The sequence below is a fragment of the Rhizobium viscosum genome (assembly GCF_014873945.1).
In the GTDB taxonomy this organism is placed as follows: Bacteria; Pseudomonadota; Alphaproteobacteria; order Rhizobiales; family Rhizobiaceae; genus Rhizobium; species Rhizobium viscosum.
Map to the genome: position 1 here is coordinate 26,069 of NZ_JADBEC010000003.1, position 16,690 is coordinate 42,758.

General features: G+C 60.3%; 20 protein-coding genes. 16 read left to right on the top strand and 4 right to left on the bottom strand.

Annotated elements, in window-relative coordinates; genetic code table 11:
• Window positions 1-152: 152 nt before the first annotated feature.
• A complete protein-coding gene (locus H4W29_RS32105) occupies window positions 153-1,058 on the bottom strand; it encodes a haloalkane dehalogenase (protein WP_312872553.1) in 906 nt (301 codons plus the stop codon).
• A 29-nt stretch (window positions 1,059-1,087) separates the two neighbouring features.
• Between H4W29_RS32105 and H4W29_RS32110 the strand changes: the two genes are divergently transcribed.
• The 10 genes from H4W29_RS32110 to H4W29_RS32155 all read left to right on the top strand — a co-directional run bounded on the left by H4W29_RS32110 (window position 1,088) and on the right by H4W29_RS32155 (window position 8,271).
• Window positions 1,088-1,576, top strand: coding sequence for a MarR family winged helix-turn-helix transcriptional regulator (locus tag H4W29_RS32110; protein WP_192732906.1), 489 nt, complete (start codon window positions 1,088-1,090; stop codon window positions 1,574-1,576).
• Between the two features lie 373 nt (window positions 1,577-1,949).
• Window positions 1,950-2,339, top strand: coding sequence for a c-type cytochrome (locus tag H4W29_RS32115; protein WP_312872522.1), 390 nt, complete (start codon window positions 1,950-1,952; stop codon window positions 2,337-2,339).
• A gap of 143 nt (window positions 2,340-2,482) precedes the next feature.
• Window positions 2,483-3,301 (top strand): cytochrome c oxidase subunit II, encoded by an 819-nt coding sequence (locus H4W29_RS32120; protein ID WP_192732908.1) that lies wholly within the window; start codon window positions 2,483-2,485, stop codon window positions 3,299-3,301.
• A gap of 66 nt (window positions 3,302-3,367) precedes the next feature.
• Window positions 3,368-5,137 carry a cytochrome c oxidase subunit I gene (locus H4W29_RS32125; RefSeq protein ID WP_192732909.1) on the top strand — a complete coding sequence of 590 codons (1,770 nt, stop codon included), beginning with the start codon at window positions 3,368-3,370 and terminating at the stop codon, window positions 5,135-5,137.
• Window positions 5,134-5,853, top strand: a complete 720-nt coding sequence (locus H4W29_RS32130) for a cytochrome c oxidase subunit 3 (RefSeq protein WP_192732910.1) — start codon at window positions 5,134-5,136, stop codon at window positions 5,851-5,853. Before H4W29_RS32125 ends, H4W29_RS32130 begins: the two co-directional genes overlap by 4 nt.
• An 11-nt stretch (window positions 5,854-5,864) precedes the next feature.
• The gene (locus H4W29_RS32135) at window positions 5,865-6,584 is read left to right on the top strand and encodes a heme-copper oxidase subunit III family protein (protein ID WP_192732911.1); all 720 of its coding nucleotides are present in this window, start codon (window positions 5,865-5,867) and stop codon (window positions 6,582-6,584) included.
• A 7-nt stretch (window positions 6,585-6,591) separates the two neighbouring features.
• Window positions 6,592-6,954: a cytochrome C oxidase subunit IV family protein gene (locus H4W29_RS32140; protein ID WP_192732912.1), complete on the top strand. Its 363-nt coding sequence runs from the start codon at window positions 6,592-6,594 to the stop codon at window positions 6,952-6,954.
• A gap of 206 nt (window positions 6,955-7,160) precedes the next feature.
• Window positions 7,161-7,397 carry a hypothetical protein gene (locus H4W29_RS32145; RefSeq protein WP_192732913.1) on the top strand — a complete coding sequence of 79 codons (237 nt, stop codon included), beginning with the start codon at window positions 7,161-7,163 and terminating at the stop codon, window positions 7,395-7,397.
• A 7-nt stretch (window positions 7,398-7,404) separates the two neighbouring features.
• The gene (locus H4W29_RS32150) at window positions 7,405-7,695 is read left to right on the top strand and encodes a hypothetical protein (RefSeq protein WP_192732914.1); all 291 of its coding nucleotides are present in this window, start codon (window positions 7,405-7,407) and stop codon (window positions 7,693-7,695) included.
• Window positions 7,696-7,788: 93 nt separating this feature from the next.
• The gene (locus tag H4W29_RS32155) at window positions 7,789-8,271 is read left to right on the top strand and encodes a GNAT family N-acetyltransferase (RefSeq protein WP_192732915.1); all 483 of its coding nucleotides are present in this window, start codon (window positions 7,789-7,791) and stop codon (window positions 8,269-8,271) included.
• A 57-nt stretch (window positions 8,272-8,328) separates the two neighbouring features.
• On the opposite strand, the gene H4W29_RS32160 is transcribed toward H4W29_RS32155, so the two are convergent.
• Complete coding sequence (locus tag H4W29_RS32160; RefSeq protein WP_192732916.1) at window positions 8,329-9,735, bottom strand: adenylate/guanylate cyclase domain-containing protein; 1,407 nt, start codon at window positions 9,733-9,735, stop codon at window positions 8,329-8,331.
• A gap of 601 nt (window positions 9,736-10,336) precedes the next feature.
• Between H4W29_RS32160 and H4W29_RS32165 the strand changes: the two genes are divergently transcribed.
• The 3 genes from H4W29_RS32165 to H4W29_RS32175 all read left to right on the top strand — a co-directional run bounded on the left by H4W29_RS32165 (window position 10,337) and on the right by H4W29_RS32175 (window position 12,971).
• Window positions 10,337-11,263, top strand: coding sequence for an ABC transporter ATP-binding protein (locus H4W29_RS32165; protein ID WP_192732917.1), 927 nt, complete (start codon window positions 10,337-10,339; stop codon window positions 11,261-11,263).
• A complete protein-coding gene (locus H4W29_RS32170; protein WP_192732918.1) occupies window positions 11,260-12,021 on the top strand; it encodes an ABC transporter permease in 762 nt (253 codons plus the stop codon). Before H4W29_RS32165 ends, H4W29_RS32170 begins: the two co-directional genes overlap by 4 nt.
• Window positions 12,022-12,128: 107 nt before the next feature.
• Window positions 12,129-12,971 carry an isocitrate lyase/PEP mutase family protein gene (locus tag H4W29_RS32175; RefSeq protein ID WP_312872525.1) on the top strand — a complete coding sequence of 281 codons (843 nt, stop codon included), beginning with the start codon at window positions 12,129-12,131 and terminating at the stop codon, window positions 12,969-12,971.
• 20 nt (window positions 12,972-12,991) lie between these two features.
• On the opposite strand, the gene H4W29_RS32180 is transcribed toward H4W29_RS32175, so the two are convergent.
• Together H4W29_RS32180 and H4W29_RS32185 are read right to left on the bottom strand one after the other, a co-directional pair.
• On the bottom strand, window positions 12,992-13,465 hold the full coding sequence (locus H4W29_RS32180; protein WP_246517645.1) for a hypothetical protein: 474 nt from the start codon (window positions 13,463-13,465) through the stop codon (window positions 12,992-12,994).
• A gap of 148 nt (window positions 13,466-13,613) precedes the next feature.
• Window positions 13,614-14,165 carry an NUDIX hydrolase gene (locus H4W29_RS32185; protein WP_192733268.1) on the bottom strand — a complete coding sequence of 184 codons (552 nt, stop codon included), beginning with the start codon at window positions 14,163-14,165 and terminating at the stop codon, window positions 13,614-13,616.
• Window positions 14,166-14,279: 114 nt separating this feature from the next.
• Between H4W29_RS32185 and H4W29_RS32190 the strand changes: the two genes are divergently transcribed.
• From H4W29_RS32190 to H4W29_RS32200, 3 genes are all read left to right on the top strand, one after another.
• On the top strand, window positions 14,280-14,924 hold the full coding sequence (locus tag H4W29_RS32190) for a DUF47 domain-containing protein (RefSeq protein ID WP_192732920.1): 645 nt from the start codon (window positions 14,280-14,282) through the stop codon (window positions 14,922-14,924).
• Window positions 14,924-15,928, top strand: a complete 1,005-nt coding sequence (locus tag H4W29_RS32195; protein WP_192732921.1) for an inorganic phosphate transporter — start codon at window positions 14,924-14,926, stop codon at window positions 15,926-15,928. Before H4W29_RS32190 ends, H4W29_RS32195 begins: the two co-directional genes overlap by 1 nt.
• A gap of 137 nt (window positions 15,929-16,065) precedes the next feature.
• Window positions 16,066-16,599, top strand: a complete 534-nt coding sequence (locus tag H4W29_RS32200) for an NUDIX hydrolase (protein ID WP_246517646.1) — start codon at window positions 16,066-16,068, stop codon at window positions 16,597-16,599.
• The last annotated feature ends 91 nt before the right edge of the window (window positions 16,600-16,690 follow it).

Sequence of the window (16,690 nt, forward strand, 5' to 3'; positions counted from 1 at the left end):
CCTTGCAGATGGCAAAGTGCGACCCGTTCCGAAAATTCGGGTTCGAGTGCGCTATGGCCCAAGATGATCGCATTGCCGACGTTCCCGGGCCATTTTCCGCCCCGATGATATCGGCGGCCACCTACAATGCGATGGCCGCATCCTGACGTGCTTCAACGTGGCTTATGACGGTCCGCCCATGCGGCGATGGCCTTGCCGATGATCTCCGGCTGATCTTCCGGGCAGATGTGCGCAGCCGGTCCGCATGCCCTTACCTCTAGGCTGGAGATGTTCTCCTGCGCCCAACGTGACATTTCCGGTCCGATCATGAGGGTGCCATCCGGGTCGTCGAAGGTCAGCAGCAGTTTGGGGGTTTCCGGCGAATTCGCCAGCCAGGCGTCGTAGGCTTCGATGCGTCTCACCGTATCGATGGGTTCGCCCTCTATCGGCATTTCTCTCGGCCAGGCGAGCAGGGGACGCCTGCTTTCTCGAGTGGGATAAGGCTGCCGGTAGATATCGTGAACCTCGGCGCTCAGGCCGGACTGGATGGTAACCGTGAGCGCCTGCTCGATAAAGAAGTTCTCATCTAGAACCTTGGCTTCGCCCATGCCGGCCGCGCGGATCGTCTCGTATCGGAGCCGATGCAGGCCGGGAAAATCATTCCAAGTCATCGGCCGCAGGATCGTCTCCATGAGGACTATGCCCCGGACTCGGCCCGGACGTCGAGTTGCCCAGTCCATGGCGAGCGCGCCGCCCCAATCGTGGCCGATGAGGATCACTTGGTCGAGCGCCAACTTTTCGAACCAGGCGTCGAGATACTCGGCATGATCGGAGAAGCGGTAGGCGATGTCCGGCTTTCCGGACTGACCCATGCCAATGAGGTCAGGAGCGAGGCTGCGGGCAGGCGAGCCGACATGCGGAATGACGTTTCGCCAGACATAGGACGACGTCGGATTGCCGTGTAGGAACACGAATGGGGTTCCGGTCCCGGAGTCGCGATAGAACATCGTGGAATTGAGAACTTGCAGTGAAGGCATGGCTTTATTCCTTGAGTCGGATTTAGTAAGGTGCCTGTCTATCTGAATCAAATAGACAGGCACCTGTCAATATGCCCATAGACTCTGTTCCCGCTCCGTATTCGCTCGGCGTCCTGCTGAGGCTTGCTCACCAGCATTTTTCGTCAGCAGTCGACGAGGCGCTGGACCAATCGGGTTTCGGCGACATCCGCCCACATCACGCGAATGTCTTCAGCTTCGTGCCGCCCGAAGGGATTCAGGTGTCCGAACTGACGGTGAAGGCGGGCGTGCGCAAGCAATCGATGGCGCAGGCTGTGGAGGAGTTGGAGAAACTAGGCTATGTCGAGCGGCGGCCGCATCCAACCGACAAGCGAGCACGCCTGGTTTTCCTTACGGAACGCGGAAAGCAGATACGTCCGCTCGCGATGGCCACCGGCAAGCGCGTCGAAGAACTGTGGTCGCAGCTCCTTGGCGAAAGGGACCTGGAGGTGTTGCGTTCTGCTCTGCAAGCACTTCTCGGCAAGCTGCAGGGTAGGGGCGATGGTGTCCCAGGACTGATGACTAGGACTGAGCGGTCCTGAGTGATGCGCTTGAGCCGATTTATTATCCGACACGAAGTCCGATCGCCTGGGCAGGGCATTGTGGGAACGGAGCAGAAGAGTCCGCAGGATGATTTCGCCGCCGCGCGCGTCTTCGGCGGAAAAGATACTCGCTTCGATGCTCCCGTCGACGGATCCGGATTTTTTCTCTGTCATGGTCACGCCTTTCCTTCCCCGACGGTTGCCGAACATCCGGCGCTGCCACAGGTTCCCGTTTGCGGACGGGCCGGTGTTACGGCACCGATTGACTTGTTCCCGCGAAGGACTAAGTTTTGAAGGATCGCAACCGCCATCCGCGTCAATATCGGTGGAAGGTGGGAGTGGCTGGGCGACCTTTAGGAGGATGAGGTTTGCCGTGGATTACCGTGCTGTTTTGCTGATCTGTACATCCGTGGTTGCCCTTTGTCCTGGCAGCGCCGAGGCGCAGGAGGGCGATGCGACGGCGGGTGCCGTTGTTTTCAAGAAATGCGCGACCTGTCATGTCGTCGATTCCGATACGAACAAGGTCGGCCCATCCTTGAACAAGTTGTTCGGCCGAACGGCCGGAACGCATCCCAATTTCGCCTATTCGACCGGTATGAAGGCGGCCGGCGAGGGTGGTCTCGTCTGGGACGAGGCGACGCTGCGCGACTACCTGCACAATCCGAAAGGGAAGGTGAAGGGCACGAAAATGGCCTTCGTCGGCGTCAAGGACGACCAGGAGATCACCAATCTCATCGCTTACCTCAAGCAATATTCCCAGTGACGGATCATACTCCAAATGCCGGGTAGTGGCCGATGGCACATGCCTAAATTGCCGTAATTGCAGATATTTTCCAGTTATGCGATAGTAAATACGGACTTTTGCGGAATACGGTTTCACGGTCGACTGCTCAGGGAGGAGCGGAAATGGCTGTCGTGCTGATCCTCGTCCTTGTTGTCGTTGGCTCCGTGCTGTTTCATGTGCTGAGCCCGTGGTGGTGGACGCCGATCGCGTCCAACTGGAGCTATATCGACAGCACGCTCGTCATCACCTTCTGGATCACCGGCGTCGTCTTCGTGGCGGTGATTTCCTTCATGGCCTATTGCGTGTTCCGCTTCCGGCACAAGCCGGGCAACCGGGCGCATTACGAGCCCGAGAACCGCAGGCTGGAAGTGTTGCTCGCCTCGGGAACGGCGGTCGGCGTCGCCGCCATGCTGGCCCCCGGCCTCATCGTGTGGAACCAGTTCATCACAGTGCCTGCCGATGCCGCATCGGTGGAGGTCGTCAGCCAGCAATGGCTGTGGAGCTTCCGCCTGCCGGGCGCCGACGGAAAGCTCGGCCGCGCGGAGACGCGCGACGTTACCCCCGAGAACCCGCTCGGCCTCGACAAGAACGACGCAAACGGCCTCGACGACGTCATCATCGAGGGCGGCGAGTTGCATCTGCCTATCGGCAAGCCCGTGCACATATTGCTGCGCTCCGTTGACGTTCTCCACGATTTCTACGTGCCGGAATTCCGCGCCAAGATGGACATGATCCCCGGCATGGTCACCTATTTCTGGTTCACGCCGACCCGGACGGGAAGCTTCGAGATCCTCTGTGCGGAACTCTGCGGCGTCGGCCATCCGCAAATGCGCGGTACAGTCGTGGTTGAAGAGGCGGCGGACTATCAGGCCTGGCTCGATCAGCAGCAGACATTCACCCAGCTCACGGCATCATCGGAAGAGCCGCCGCCGGCAAACTGAACCGGCGAAACAGAAGGCTTGCCGGTTGGTGAACCGGCGGATCGGGAAGGAAAGGGAAGAGAGATCATGGTCGAGATTCCATCCGGCAGCATCCCCTCCGCCGAAGTCGAGGATGTCGAGCTCTATCATCCAAAAAGCTGGTGGACGAAATATGTGTTCAGCCAGGATGCCAAGATCATCGCCGTGCAATATTCGGTCACCGCGATCTCGATCGGCATGGTGGCACTGGTGCTCTCCTGGCTGATGCGGCTGCAGCTCGCCTTTCCCGGCTATTTCGCCTTCATCGACGCCGATCACTATTACCAGTTCATCACCATGCACGGCATGATCATGGTGATCTATCTCCTGACCGCGCTTTTTCTCGGCGGTTTCGGCAATTACCTCATTCCGCTGATGGTCGGCGCGCGCGACATGGTTTTCCCCTACGCGAACATGCTGAGCTACTGGATCTATCTTGTCGCGGTGCTGATCCTGGTCGCTGGCTTTTTCGTCCCCGGCGGCCCGACAGGGGCCGGCTGGACGCTTTATCCGCCGCAGGCGGTTCTGTCAGGCACGCCCGGCGGCAAGGACTGGGGCATCCTGCTGATGCTCACCTCGCTGATCGTCTTCATCATCGGCTTCACCATGGGCGGCCTGAACTATGTGGTGACCGTGCTGCAGGGACGCACGCGCGGCATGACGCTGATGCGCATGCCGCTCACCGTCTGGGGCATTTTCACCGCGACCGTGATGGCGCTGCTCGCCTTTCCGGCCCTTTTTGTCGCCTGCGTGATGATGATGTTCGACCGCCTGCTCGGCACCAGCTTCTTCATGCCTGCCATCATTGAAATGGGCACGCAGCTGCAGCATGGCGGCGGCAGCCCGATCCTGTTCCAGCACCTGTTCTGGTTCTTCGGGCATCCGGAGGTCTATATCGTGGCACTGCCTGCTTTCGGCATCGTTTCGGACCTGATCAGCACACATGCGCGCAAGAACATCTTCGGCTATCGGATGATGGTCTGGGCAATCGTGATCATCGGGGGCTTAAGCTTCGTCGTCTGGGCGCACCACATGTATGTCAGCGGCATGAACCCGGCCTTCGGCTTCTTCTTCGCCACCACGACGCTGATCATCGCCGTCCCGACGGCGATCAAGGTCTATAACTGGGTGCTGACGCTGTGGCGCGGCGACATCCACCTGACGCTGCCGATGCTCTTTGCGCTCGCTTTCATCGTCACCTTCGTCAATGGCGGCCTGACCGGCCTGTTCCTCGGCAATGTCGTCGTCGACGTGCCGCTGTCGGATACGATGTTCGTCGTCGCGCATTTCCACATGGTCATGGGTGTCGCGCCGATCCTCGTCATCTTCGGGGCGATCTACCACTGGTATCCGAAGGTGACGGGACGCATGCTGAACGATGTGCTCGGCCATATCCACTTCTGGATCACCTTCCTCGGCACCTATGCGATCTTCTTTCCGATGCATTATCTCGGCCTGCTCGGCGTGCCGCGCCGCTATTTCGAGATGGGAGAGACGGCCTTCGTTCCGCCTTCGGCCCATACGCTGAACATTTTCATCACCGTCATGGCGCTGATCGTCGGGGCGGCACAAATCATCTTCCTGTTCAACCTGGTCTGGAGCCTTTTCCGGGGCAGGGAGGCGGGCGGCAATCCATGGCGGGCGACGACGCTCGAATGGCAGACGCCGCAGACGCCGCCGGCGCACGGCAACTGGGGCAAGGATCTGCCTGTCGTCTACCGCTGGGCCTATGATTACAGCGTGCCGGGAGCGGCCGAGGATTTCATTCCGCAGAATGTGCCGGCAAGCGGCGGCGTCACACGGGAGGTTCCGGCATGAATGTCATGCTGCTCTTCCTCGCCGCGGTCGGCGCCGTCATGATCTGGTGGCTGGCCGGGCAGCGGCTGACCTCGAAGCCGTGGCTCGAAACCGGGTCGGTGCAACTGCCGGCCCATGACGACGCCGAGCGGCAGCGGTCACAGGTGCCGGCGGTCAAGATCGGCCTCTTCGTGTTTCTCGGCGTCGTCGGAGCGATCTTCAGCCTTGCCGTCAGCGCCTATTTCATGCGCATGGCCTCGGCCGACTGGTGGGGGATGCCAATTCCGCGCCTGCTCTGGGTGAACACCGCAGCACTCGCGCTTAGCAGTGCTGCGCTGCAATGGGCCAAACGCGAAGCGCGGCACAGCCGCATGGAAAGCCTGCGGCCGGCACTTGTGACAGGACTTACGCTCTCGGTCTTCTTTCTCGTTGGGCAGATCCAGGCATGGCGGGAGCTGACCGCAGCCGGCTATGTGCTTGCCGACAATCCCGCCAACAGCTTCTTCTACATGCTGACCGGCCTGCATGGCTTGCATATTCTGGGCGGGCTTGCCGTGCTCGCGCACACGACGGTCAGGGCATTTTCAGCCGACGTTCAACCCGAGAGGTTGCGGCTCAGCGTCGACCTTTCGGCCATCTATTCGCATTTCATGCTCGCCGTCTGGCTTCTGCTCTTTGCACTCTTTGCCGGCTGGGCGAATGATTTCGTCGATCTCTGCCGCACATTACTGAACTAGGAGATTTGCAGATGGCACATCCTGTCCAGACACATGGCGAGCCCGGTCTCAGGCTGGCAGGTCTTCGCGGTGTCGCGGCCGATTTCAGTTCGGATCAGCGCGCCTTCAAGACCGCCTCCTGGGGCAAGGCGATGATGTGGATCTTTCTGCTCAGCGACACGTTCGTCTTTGGCTGTTTCCTGATCGCCTATATGACCGCCCGCATGTCGACGCCGGTCCCCTGGCCCAATCCGAGCGAGGTCTTCGCGCTCCATATCGGCGGCCAGGACGTTCCGCTGATCCTCATCGCGATCATGACCTTCGTGTTGATCTCCAGCAGCGGCACCATGGCGATGGCGGTCAATTTCGGCTATCGCCGCGAACGCCGCATGACAGCTGTACTGATGCTGCTGACGGCACTTCTCGGGGCAACCTTCGTCGGCATGCAGGCCTTCGAATGGACGAAACTGATCACCGAGGGCGTGCGACCATGGGAAAATCCGTGGGGTGCTGCGCAGTTCGGCTCGACCTTCTTCATGATAACGGGCTTTCACGGCACGCATGTCACCATTGGCGTCATTTTCCTCCTCATTATCGCCCGCAAGGTCTGGCGAGGCGATTTCGATGTGGAACGGCGCGGCTTCTTCACCAGCCGGAAAGGCCGCTACGAGGCCGTCGAGATCATGGGCCTCTACTGGCACTTCGTCGACCTGGTCTGGGTCTTCATCTTCGCGTTTTTTTATCTGTGGTGAGGTCGTCATGAGCGAGACAACGGCACATGCGCAAGGCCCGACGGTACAGGCACAGGAACACGGACAGCAGCACCCGATCCGGCTCTATCTGCTGGTCTGGGGACTGCTCTTCGTGCTCAGCGCCTTTTCCTACATGGTCGATTATCTCGGCATCCAGGGTTATCTCAGGTGGACGCTGATCCTGCTGTTCATGATGTTGAAAGCCGGCCTGATCGTCGCCGTCTTCATGCACATGGCCTGGGAACGGCTGGCGTTGGTCTATGCCATCCTGCTGCCGCCGCTGCTGGTGCTGGTTTTCGTTGCACTCATGGTCTCGGAAGCGGACTATACGATCTTCACCCGGCTCGCCTTTTTTGGCGCCGCGCCATAGAAGGGAGTGGGTCCGACCTGCTGTCCGGGGGCGGCAGCGAAATGTGTTTATTTTTCTTTTCAAGGCGACTGCCGCGTCGCCCGACGCCCTGAACCGGGCTGTGCATAGGGCCTCCCAGGAAAATTATTGCGTCCTGTATTTTGTATGGAACTCTATGCCCCTTCATGCGTTTGGCAGCATCTTTACGGAGCGATCGGGAGGAGATCATGCAGCCGAAGATCGGAACGGATGCGCCTGCGGACCGCTGGATTGGTGCTGTGGAGCTTGCGATCGTGCAGAAGGCCTTTGACAAGCTTTGCGCAGAGCGCGGCTGGTCACGCGACTGCGCCGAGGCGCGCGAACTTGCTCGCATAACAATCGACCTTTACCGGCAGGGTGCAGACAGCGAATACAAGCTGCACACCATGCTGTCAGGCTCCGATTTCAAGACACCGGCCCTGTGAGGGGGCCATGAGCAATGTCGTAACATTCCCGCGCCGGAACCTCAGGTCACAACGGCCATTCTATGTTGGCTCGGCAAGACAGGTGGAGGGGAGGATTGCCATTCTGGAGACGATCGCGAAGATCACCGTTCGCGACAGCGCCTTCACGCCCTATGAACAGGCGGCCCTGCTGGCGAAGCTGAGGACCGCCATCCGGGCGGAATGCGTCGCGCACAAGCTGTCCCCGGAAGAGCAGTTCGAAACGATGCGCTATGCCGAGCGGCTTCTCGACGACATCCTCGAGAGCGTCAACCAGTGAAGCAGCTGCCTTCACCTCTTCTTGTTGCCTCGAACCCTTCCTGACGCCATGCCACAATTGTGCGGCGCCATCTGCCCATGCGAATATTCGATCATGCTGATCCGACCTGCCAGAGCGGAAGACCGCAGCGCCATCTGGACGATCCTGGAGCCTGTCATCCGGGCGGGCGAAACCTATACGCTCGACCGCGACATGAGCGAGACCGATGCGCTTGACTACTGGCTCGGCGCCGACAAGGAGAGCTTCGTCGCCGATGACGGCGGCAGCATCATCGGTACCTACTATATCCGCGCCAACCAGGCGGGTGGCGGCAATCACGTCTGCAATTGCGGTTATATGACTGCACGGCAGGCGGCGGGGCAGGGTGTCGCGCGTATCATGCACCAGCATTCGCTCGCCCATGCGCGCCAGCGGGGCTTCCGCGCCATGCAGTTCAATTTCGTCGTCAGTTCCAACGAGCGGGCCGTGCGGCTGTGGCAATCACTCGATTTTCAGGTGGTCGGCCGGCTTCCGAGAGCGTTCCGGCATCCGACCCTTGGGTTTGTCGATGCGCTCGTCATGTACAGGGATCTTTGAAGGCGGCTCGACCGTAACGGTGCAGCATGCCTGGTACCGCCTGCTATTGCCCTCAGTTCAGGCGGGAATGCCGTAGACCGGTATTTCTCCGCTGAGGCCCCGCAGGAAGGCGGTGGTGCCATGCAGGCTGCGGCCGCGCGCGGCAAGCAGGGCACGCGCTTCCTCGTCCTCGACCACCGGTGTCGTTGCAAAGATCATGTCCGGGGTGGCGATCGTCTGCAGGCGCGAGGCGACATTGACCGTCTGGCCGAAATAATCCTGCCGCTCGTTCATCAGCACGGCAAGGCAGGGGCCGCTATGCAGGCCGACCTTCAGGAACAGGTCGTCGCGGCTGTCGCGCCGGTTGAGTTCATCGATCACCTTGCGGATGTCGAGTGCTGCGGCCACACCCTGTGCCGGGGTCGGAAAGGTTGCCATGATCGCATCGCCGATCGTCTTGACCACTGCGCCGCCATGGGCGGAGACGACCTGATACATGAGCTGGAAATGCGCGCGCACCAGATCGAAGGCCGCAAGGTCGCCGATCCGCTCGTAGAGTTCGGTCGATCCCTTCAGGTCGGTGAACAGGAAGGTCAGGCTGGTGATCCTGAAGCGCTGGTTGAGATCGAGAACATTGGTGCGATAAATATCCCGGAAGGTCTGGTGCGTGAGCAGCCGCTTGGCGGTTAAGACAGGGACGCGCCGCGTCAGGATCGCTTCCAGCGCCTTACCGGCGATCCAGAAGATCGGCATTATCCTCCGGTTCGTCCGGTTTTCCAGATCGAGCGTCAGAAGACCTGGCGCCAGCCGCAGCGTTTCGCCAGCCTGATGCGCATCGTCGAGTTCGATCGACAGGCGCTGGCCTTCGGCCGGTTCGCCGCTCACTTCCAGGAAGCGCGAGCTGTGCGTCACGGGATCGAAGAGAATGGCTACACCCTCGCGCATCTGAACCTGGCGGCCCATGCGCGCACCCGGCGCAATCTCGAACGCGTCGAGAACGACCTCGCCGACGACGGGCGCAAGATGTTCGGGCAGATCGCTGCCGGAAGACCAGAAGATCTGGCGTGTATAATCCCAGAGCGGCAGGCTGTCGGGATCGTGCGCGGCGATGTGGCGGATGCGCGGGTCGACCGTGAAGGTGATCTCCACGGTTTCGTCGAGCGTCGGTTCCCAATCGAGCGCACAGAAGGAACAATTATAGTGGTGCTGGTCGATGCCCTGCAGCGATTCCGCCTGATAGAGCACGCCGCCGCAGCTTTGGCAGACGATGTTCCAGGAGAGTTCGAAGAGGCCGAGCTGGGTGGCATGCAGAAAGGCGGCGATGCTCTCCTGTTCGCCGAGCCCGTTCGTGCGCGCAAAGGCCAGCGGATTGACGCGGTTCAGGCCAAAATCCGGCGCGTCTTCGATCAGATGCGCCATCGCGACGGCAACGGTTTCGTCGACGTGCTGGCGCACGGCCATGACGCGGTTCGCTATATCGGGCATCGCTAATCCCATCAGATAGGGACCTGAAAAACAGGGCCGAAAGGAGCAAGAATAGGGCGGCAACGGCAGCAGGCGAGCCGTTTATTTTTTCGCCTTAAAGTAACCTTTTGCGCGCCGGAGCGAAACAGTTGATCGCTTCGTGCAGGAGACCACTTACTGTATCGGCTCTCGTCTGCCGGACAAAAAAGAAAGCCGGCACAGGGCCGGCTTAGACGAACGCGGCTGAACAGGGGATACTGGGCCGGTTCCTGGCATTTCGTGACTGACAATAAATTTCATTACAATGCCGAGGCCAGCAGAGAAGGCGTAACGAGATCGCCAAGAGGGCGGCTCCGCAAAGGGGTGGGCGGCGGGCGGAGGCCGGTGCTGTCCTCGGGTGTGTTTATGAGGCACGAACATCACCGATTGATGACATCGGGGCGTCAGGCAGATGATTTTCTTTTCATCAGCCGATCTGCGCTGTGGATGGGTGTCCCGGCACGGCATTGTCGGGCGGATAGGCTGGTCGTGTGAATTCAGTGTTCAGCCTGCTCGGGATGTCAAACTTTCACAAAGGGGCTATATAGCGGCCGAAATCGCACTGATATCCGCAAAGAGCCCCATGGCACCGATCATTTCCATCCAGAATCTCACCAAGACCTATGCAAATGGCTTCCAGGCGCTGAAGGGCATCAACCTCGAAATCGAGCGCGGCGAAATCCTGGCGCTGCTCGGGCCGAACGGGGCGGGCAAGACGACGCTGATCTCGATCATCTGCGGCATCGCCAATCCAAGCGGCGGCGCGGTCATTGTCGACGGCCATGACGTGGTGAAGGATTTCCGCGCCACGCGCACGCTGATCGGCCTCGTGCCGCAGGAACTGACGACGGACCAGTTCGAGACGGTGTGGAATACGGTAAGCTTTTCGCGCGGGCTACACGGCCAGAAGGCCAATCCCGCCCATATCGAGAAGGTGCTGCGCGATCTCTCGTTATGGGACAAGAAGGACAATACGCTGCGCCAGCTCTCGGGCGGCATGAAGCGGCGCGTGCTCATCGCCAAGGCGCTGTCGCACGAACCCTCGATCCTCTTCCTCGACGAGCCGACGGCGGGCGTTGATGTCACGCTGCGCAAGGACATGTGGCACGTCGTCGAGCAGTTGCGCGCCTCCGGCGTCACCATCATTCTGACGACGCATTATATCGAAGAGGCCGAGGAGATCGCCGACCGCGTCGGCGTCATCAATGGCGGCGAATTGCTGCTCGTGGAAGACAAGCAGGCGCTGATGGCCAAGCTCGGCCGCAAGCAGCTGATCCTCGAACTCAACGACCCCCTGGAAAAACTCCCCGACTGCTTTGCCGGCAACGGCCTGTCGATCGAGGCCGAGGGTAACCGGCTCGTCTATGAATTCGACACCCGCAACGAGCATGAGAGCGTGGCGTCGCTTCTGACGCGGCTCGGCCAGAACAACATCCATTTCCGGGATCTCTCGACGCGGCAGAGTTCGCTCGAAGACATCTTCGTATCGCTGGTAGGAGCCGCAAGATGAACTTCGAGGCGATCAAATCGATCTATTACTTCGAAATGGCGCGCACCCGGCGCACGCTGCTGCAGAGCGTCATTTCGCCCGTCATTTCCACCTCGCTCTATTTCATTGTCTTCGGGGCAGCCGTCGGCTCGCGCATCCAGGAGGTGGAGGGCGTCTCCTATGGCGCCTTCATCACGCCCGGTCTCATCATGCTGACGCTGCTCGGACAGTGCATTGGCAACGGCTCCTTCGGCATCTATTTCCCGAAATTCACCGGCACGATCTACGAGATCCTGTCTGCCCCCGTCGCCATGACGGAAATCCTGATCGGCTATGTCGGGGCGGCCGCCACCAAGGGCCTGATCATCGGCGTCATCATCCTCTTGACCGCCAACCTCTTCGTCGATGTCAGGATCGAGCATCCCTTCATGATGGTGCTGTTCTTCCTGCTGACGGCAATCAGCTTCAGCCTGTTCGGCTTCATGATCGGCATCTGGGCGACGAATTTCGAGCAGCTGAACCTCATCCCCATGCTGGTCGTGCCGCCGCTGACCTTCCTCGGCGGCAGCTTCTACTCGATCAACATGCTGCCGCCCTTCTGGCAGGCGGTCAGTCATTTCAACCCGGTGCTCTACCTCGTCAGCGGCTTCAGGTGGAGTTTCTACGGTATTGCCGATGTGAACCCGCTTGTCAGCCTCGGGATGATTTCACTGTTTCTGGTGATTTGCCTGAGCACACTCGGGTGGATTTTCAAGACTGGGTATCGGCTACGCAACTGAGCGGGCGGACCGCCACCGGCAAAATCCGAGTAGGCGGCACAAAGTCGTTCACATTTTGTTCGCGGATGCTAGTCTGATCTCGCTGTCATATGCGGAGGAGGAGAGTCGTGGCGGATCAACAGGCGAAGTTCGAGCGGTTTAAAGCGCTGCATCAACGGGATGAGGCATTCGTCATTCCGAACCCGTGGGATGCCGGCTCGGCGCGGATTCTGACAGGCCTTGGTTTCGAGGCTCTGGCGACCACCAGCGCCGGCTATGCCTTTTCGAAGGGCAAGCGAGATTCCTTTGCGAGCCTGAAGCGCGGCGAGATCCTCGACAATGCCGCCGAGATCGTCGGAGCAACCGATCTTCCCGTATCGGCCGATCTCGAAGACGGGTTCGGCGCAGCACCCGAGATCTGCACCGAAACGATCCGGCTCGCCTCAGCGGCCGGGCTGGTCGGCGGATCGATCGAGGACGCCACGGGCGATCCGGCAAGGCCGATCTATTATCTGGCGCAGGCCGTCGAGCGGGTGCAGGCCGCGGCTGAGGCGGCGCGGAAACTGCCTTTCCTATTGACGGCGAGGGCGGAGAATTTTCTCTGGGAACGGCCCGATCTCGATGACACGATCAAGCGGCTGCAGGCTTTCTCGGCAGCCGGCGCCGATGTCCTCTATGCGCCCGGCCTGCCTGATATCGACGCCATCCGAACCGTCTGCGCCGCCGTCGACAAGCCCGTCAACGTGGTGATGGGGCTGAAGGGGCCGCGCTATAGCGTTGCCGAACTCTCGGCGGCGGGCGTGCGCCGGGTGAGCGTGGGCGGGTCCTTTGCGCGCGCCGCACTTGGTGCGCTGCTGCGGGCCGCCGAGGAGGTGAAATCGTCGGGCACCTTCACCTACGCCGGCGATGCGATCCCGGCAGCCACGCTCAGCCAGCTGATGTCGCAGGAGAAGCGGGGTGACCGGCAATAGACTGCTGCATCGACGGCCTCTCATTGCGGATTGGTGATGAAGTCGGGAAATTTGTGGTAGATGCAGTCGCTCATCAAGAAGAACGACATGCCGGTATCGCCAAGTTCGTACGATGAAAGCTCCCACTCGAAGGTGTCGTGACCATCGTACCCGGCCAGGAATGCCATCAGGCTCAACTCCCGGTACGGTCCCGGCGGAAACATTGCGCCATACACCGTCACCTCCTTTCCGGCGAACTCGCCCTTGATGACCCTCCTGATTTCCAGATCCGCCCGGATCATTCGGGTCGGGAATTCGTTCATTACGATCAAACCGGATTCGCCGATGAAAAGCGACTTCACGCTGGCTTCTACCACCACCTTCGCCTTTGCCAGCAGCTCATTCTGCGGAGGACATCGCGGCATCCCGACTGCTGGTCTCAGGCTGAGGACCAACAGAATGAAAATCGCGTGGAAGCCTGTTTGCATGCGCGCGCTCGATGATGCTCCGGGCATCGGTGTTCCCCCATTCGGCAGGCCAATTCCTGCCGGTTGCGCGAAGCTGAACTCGAATTGTGGCTTATCCGCCGCCGAACGATGGCGTCGCGGCGTCAAACAGGTGATGGTTGTAAGTGCGAAATGACGGAACCCGGATGTCAGCCAATCAGCCCTTCCTCTTACGCCCCTTGCCGTGCCGGGGGCGGAAATCGACGAGCAGAGATTTCAGCTCAAGTTCGCGCACGCGCCGTGCCGCTTCGTCAGGGCTGACCCAGTCCAGCACGCGCTGGCCGACCTCTCGGAACTGCCCCTGCGTGCGGTCCACCTCGATCTGGAAGATGTCGACGATGCAGGGAACAACGTCGCCGTCATCCAGTTCCTTGAGGTAGGTATAGTGGCCGACCGGCTTCTTGCTCACCGTCCCGCGCACGCCTGCTTCCTCCCAGGCCTCTATGGCAGCCGCCTCATGCGGCTTCTTCTTTTTCATCGGCCAGCCCTTGGGAATGATCCAGCGGCCGCTGTCGCGCGTGGTGACGACGAGGATCTCGATTTCGGGGCGATCGCTTTCAGTATCGCTGTTTCGATAGCGGAAGCAGAGAGCGCCATATTGCTGGCGAAAGGCGCCGGAGAAGAGCTTCTCGGGCCTTTCCGCAAGTTGCTTCAGCAGGGGCTTTGGGGTGGTGGCGCGAGGTTTTGCGCCTTTTTTGCTGGATTTCATGACATCAAGCATTGTCAATTTCTGCATTTTCGATCAATTGCCTGCGACGTTTTATGACAGATTTATGACAGTCTCTTGCGACTGTTGTATCCGCTTCAGGAAGGATCGCCCGAGATGATGAGCGTGTTTCGCAAGATGATGCCGCGGGAGGACCGCTTCTTCGAGATGTTCTGCCGGCATTCGGAAACGGTCGTCGCTGCCGCCCACGCGATGGAACGGTTGTTGAAAGGCGAAGCGGTTCAGGAAAATTGCGACAGGATCATCGCGCTCGAAGATCAGGCGGACGACATTACACGCGAAGTGCTTGTCGCCGTCCGGCGGAGCTTCATCACGCCCTTTGATCGCGGCGACATCAAGGATCTCATCCAGTCCATGGATGATGCGATCGACATGATGCACAAGACGGTGAAGATCATCCGCCTGTTCGAGCAGACGAGTTTCGACCCGCTGATGCAGGAGATGGGCGGGGAGATCGTCAAGGCGGCCGCCTTGATGGCGGAGGCGATACCGCTTCTCAACAAGATGGGTGCGAATGCGCAGCGGCTGGCTGTCATCGCCGAAGAGATCACCCGGGTCGAGGGCCGCTCCGACGAATTGCATGACGAGGGGCTGAAGGACCTTTATCGCCGGCATGGCGCCAGCGGCAATGCCATGGCCTATATGATCGGCAGCGAGATCTACTCCAACCTCGAAAAGATCGTCGACCGGTTCGAGGACGTGGCCAATGAAATCAGCGGCGTCGTCATCGAGAACGTCTGATGGAAGCCACTCTCTCCCTTCCGCTGCTGATCGGCCTGATTGGTGTCGCGCTATTCTTCGATTTCCTCAACGGGCTGCACGACGCGGCAAACTCGATTGCGACCATCGTGTCCACCCGGGTTCTCAGGCCACAGTATGCCGTCGGGTGGGCGGCCTTCTTCAATTTCATCGCCTTTCTGTTTTTCGGCCTGCATGTCGCCGAAACGCTCGGCACCGGCATCATCGATCCGGCAATCGTCTCGCCGCAGGTAATCTTTGCGGCACTGATAGGGGCGATCGTCTGGAACATCGTCACTTGGCTCTTCGGCATTCCCTCATCGTCGTCGCATGCGCTGGTCGGCGGGCTTGTCGGGGCGGGGCTAGCGAAGGTCGGCTTCAGTTCCATTGTCTGGAGCGGCTTGTTGAAGACGGTCGGCGCAATTGTCATGTCGCCGGCAATCGGCTTCCTGCTTGCGCTGTTCTTCGTGCTCGTCGTCTCCTGGATGTTCGTGCGCCAGACGCCCTTTGCCGTCGACCGCACGTTCCGGATCATGCAGTTCATCTCGGCCTCGCTCTATTCGCTCGGCCATGGCGGCAACGATGCGCAAAAGACCATGGGCATCATCGCCGTTCTTCTCTTCAGTCAGGGGCAGCTCGGTCCCAGCTTTCATGTGCCGCTCTGGGTGGTCATCTCCTGTCAGTCGGCCATGGCGCTCGGCACGCTTTTCGGTGGCTGGCGGATCGTTCACACGATGGGCTCGAAAATCACCAGGCTTAATCCAATGCAGGGTTTCTGCGCCGAAACCGGCGGAGCACTGACACTGTTTGCTGCGACCTGGCTCGGTATTCCCGTGTCGACGACGCACACGATCACCGGTGCGATCATAGGTGTGGGTGCTGCCCGACGTCTTTCGGCGGTGCGCTGGGGTGTTGCCGGCAATATCGTCATCGCCTGGGTCATCACCATGCCTGCTGCCGCTGCCATTGCCGCCGCCTGCTATGGGATTGCCAGCCTGTTTGCCTGAGGGCAGGAGTCCGCTCGATGCATCCGATACCCTAATTTTAGGGGCCGCTATTTTCGATCTGATGTTGCGCTCTATTCTCCTTGCAAGGAGAAGGAGATAACGAGCGGACCATGCATCCATCCAGGCATTTATCTGAATTGAATGAGGAAAGCGCGGTAAAGACCGGCCGCCGCGGGATCGACCAGAGCGGTGCGATCTGTTGCCGTGTCGAGAGGGGCGGAAGGCTGAGCGTTCTGCTCATCACCAGCCGCGATAGCGGAAGATGGGTGATCCCGAAGGGTTATCTGGAGAGAAAGGAAAAGCCCTATCGTCGTGCTCAGCGCGAGGCGTTCGAAGAAGCCGGCATCATCGGCAAGGTCAGAAAGAAGCCGCTCGGCTACTACAGCTACCTGAAGGATAACGAGACGCCGCTGACGGTCTCGGTCCACCTGCTGCGGCTGGAGAGCGAGGCTGCGCATTTCCGCGAATATGCCGAGAGGCAGAAGATCTGGATTTCGCCGGGGGAGGCAGCGCTCCTCGTCGCGGAGCCCGAGCTGCAGGACATGTTCCGGGCAATCGATGCGGACAATCCGCTGACATCGCAAGACCGGCTCAAACCCCATCGCATCCATGGACGGCGGCCGCAGGCTGATGCAGTCGTCTCGCTCGCCACATCGCCCGGATTGACCTGATCGCCGCCGCTGATGCGGCGGGCTCAGTGACGAAGGCCCGGGATGCGGGCCTTCGCGTTATAAAGCGCATCGCGATCTTTCAGATTCGCTC

Excerpts from the sequence above, each read along its gene's own strand:
- H4W29_RS32190 (WP_192732920.1), top strand. The coding sequence starts at position 14,280 with ATGATGAGCGTGTTTCGCAAGATGATGCCGCGGGAGGACCGCTTCTTC.
- H4W29_RS32135 (WP_192732911.1), top strand. The coding sequence starts at position 5,865 with ATGGCACATCCTGTCCAGACACATGGCGAGCCCGGTCTCAGGCTGGCA.
- H4W29_RS32120 (WP_192732908.1), top strand. The coding sequence starts at position 2,483 with ATGGCTGTCGTGCTGATCCTCGTCCTTGTTGTCGTTGGCTCCGTGCTG.
- H4W29_RS32130 (WP_192732910.1), top strand. The coding sequence starts at position 5,134 with ATGAATGTCATGCTGCTCTTCCTCGCCGCGGTCGGCGCCGTCATGATC.
- H4W29_RS32165 (WP_192732917.1), top strand. The coding sequence starts at position 10,337 with ATGGCACCGATCATTTCCATCCAGAATCTCACCAAGACCTATGCAAAT.
- H4W29_RS32160 (WP_192732916.1), bottom strand. The coding sequence starts at position 9,735 with ATGCCCGATATAGCGAACCGCGTCATGGCCGTGCGCCAGCACGTCGAC.
- H4W29_RS32150 (WP_192732914.1), top strand. The coding sequence starts at position 7,405 with ATGAGCAATGTCGTAACATTCCCGCGCCGGAACCTCAGGTCACAACGG.
- H4W29_RS32195 (WP_192732921.1), top strand. The coding sequence starts at position 14,924 with ATGGAAGCCACTCTCTCCCTTCCGCTGCTGATCGGCCTGATTGGTGTC.
- H4W29_RS32140 (WP_192732912.1), top strand. The coding sequence starts at position 6,592 with ATGAGCGAGACAACGGCACATGCGCAAGGCCCGACGGTACAGGCACAG.
- H4W29_RS32180 (WP_246517645.1), bottom strand. The coding sequence starts at position 13,465 with ATGCCCGGAGCATCATCGAGCGCGCGCATGCAAACAGGCTTCCACGCG.
- H4W29_RS32155 (WP_192732915.1), top strand. The coding sequence starts at position 7,789 with ATGCTGATCCGACCTGCCAGAGCGGAAGACCGCAGCGCCATCTGGACG.
- H4W29_RS32170 (WP_192732918.1), top strand. The coding sequence starts at position 11,260 with ATGAACTTCGAGGCGATCAAATCGATCTATTACTTCGAAATGGCGCGC.
- H4W29_RS32125 (WP_192732909.1), top strand. The coding sequence starts at position 3,368 with ATGGTCGAGATTCCATCCGGCAGCATCCCCTCCGCCGAAGTCGAGGAT.
- H4W29_RS32185 (WP_192733268.1), bottom strand. The coding sequence starts at position 14,165 with ATGAAATCCAGCAAAAAAGGCGCAAAACCTCGCGCCACCACCCCAAAG.
- H4W29_RS32110 (WP_192732906.1), top strand. The coding sequence starts at position 1,088 with ATGCCCATAGACTCTGTTCCCGCTCCGTATTCGCTCGGCGTCCTGCTG.
- H4W29_RS32145 (WP_192732913.1), top strand. The coding sequence starts at position 7,161 with ATGCAGCCGAAGATCGGAACGGATGCGCCTGCGGACCGCTGGATTGGT.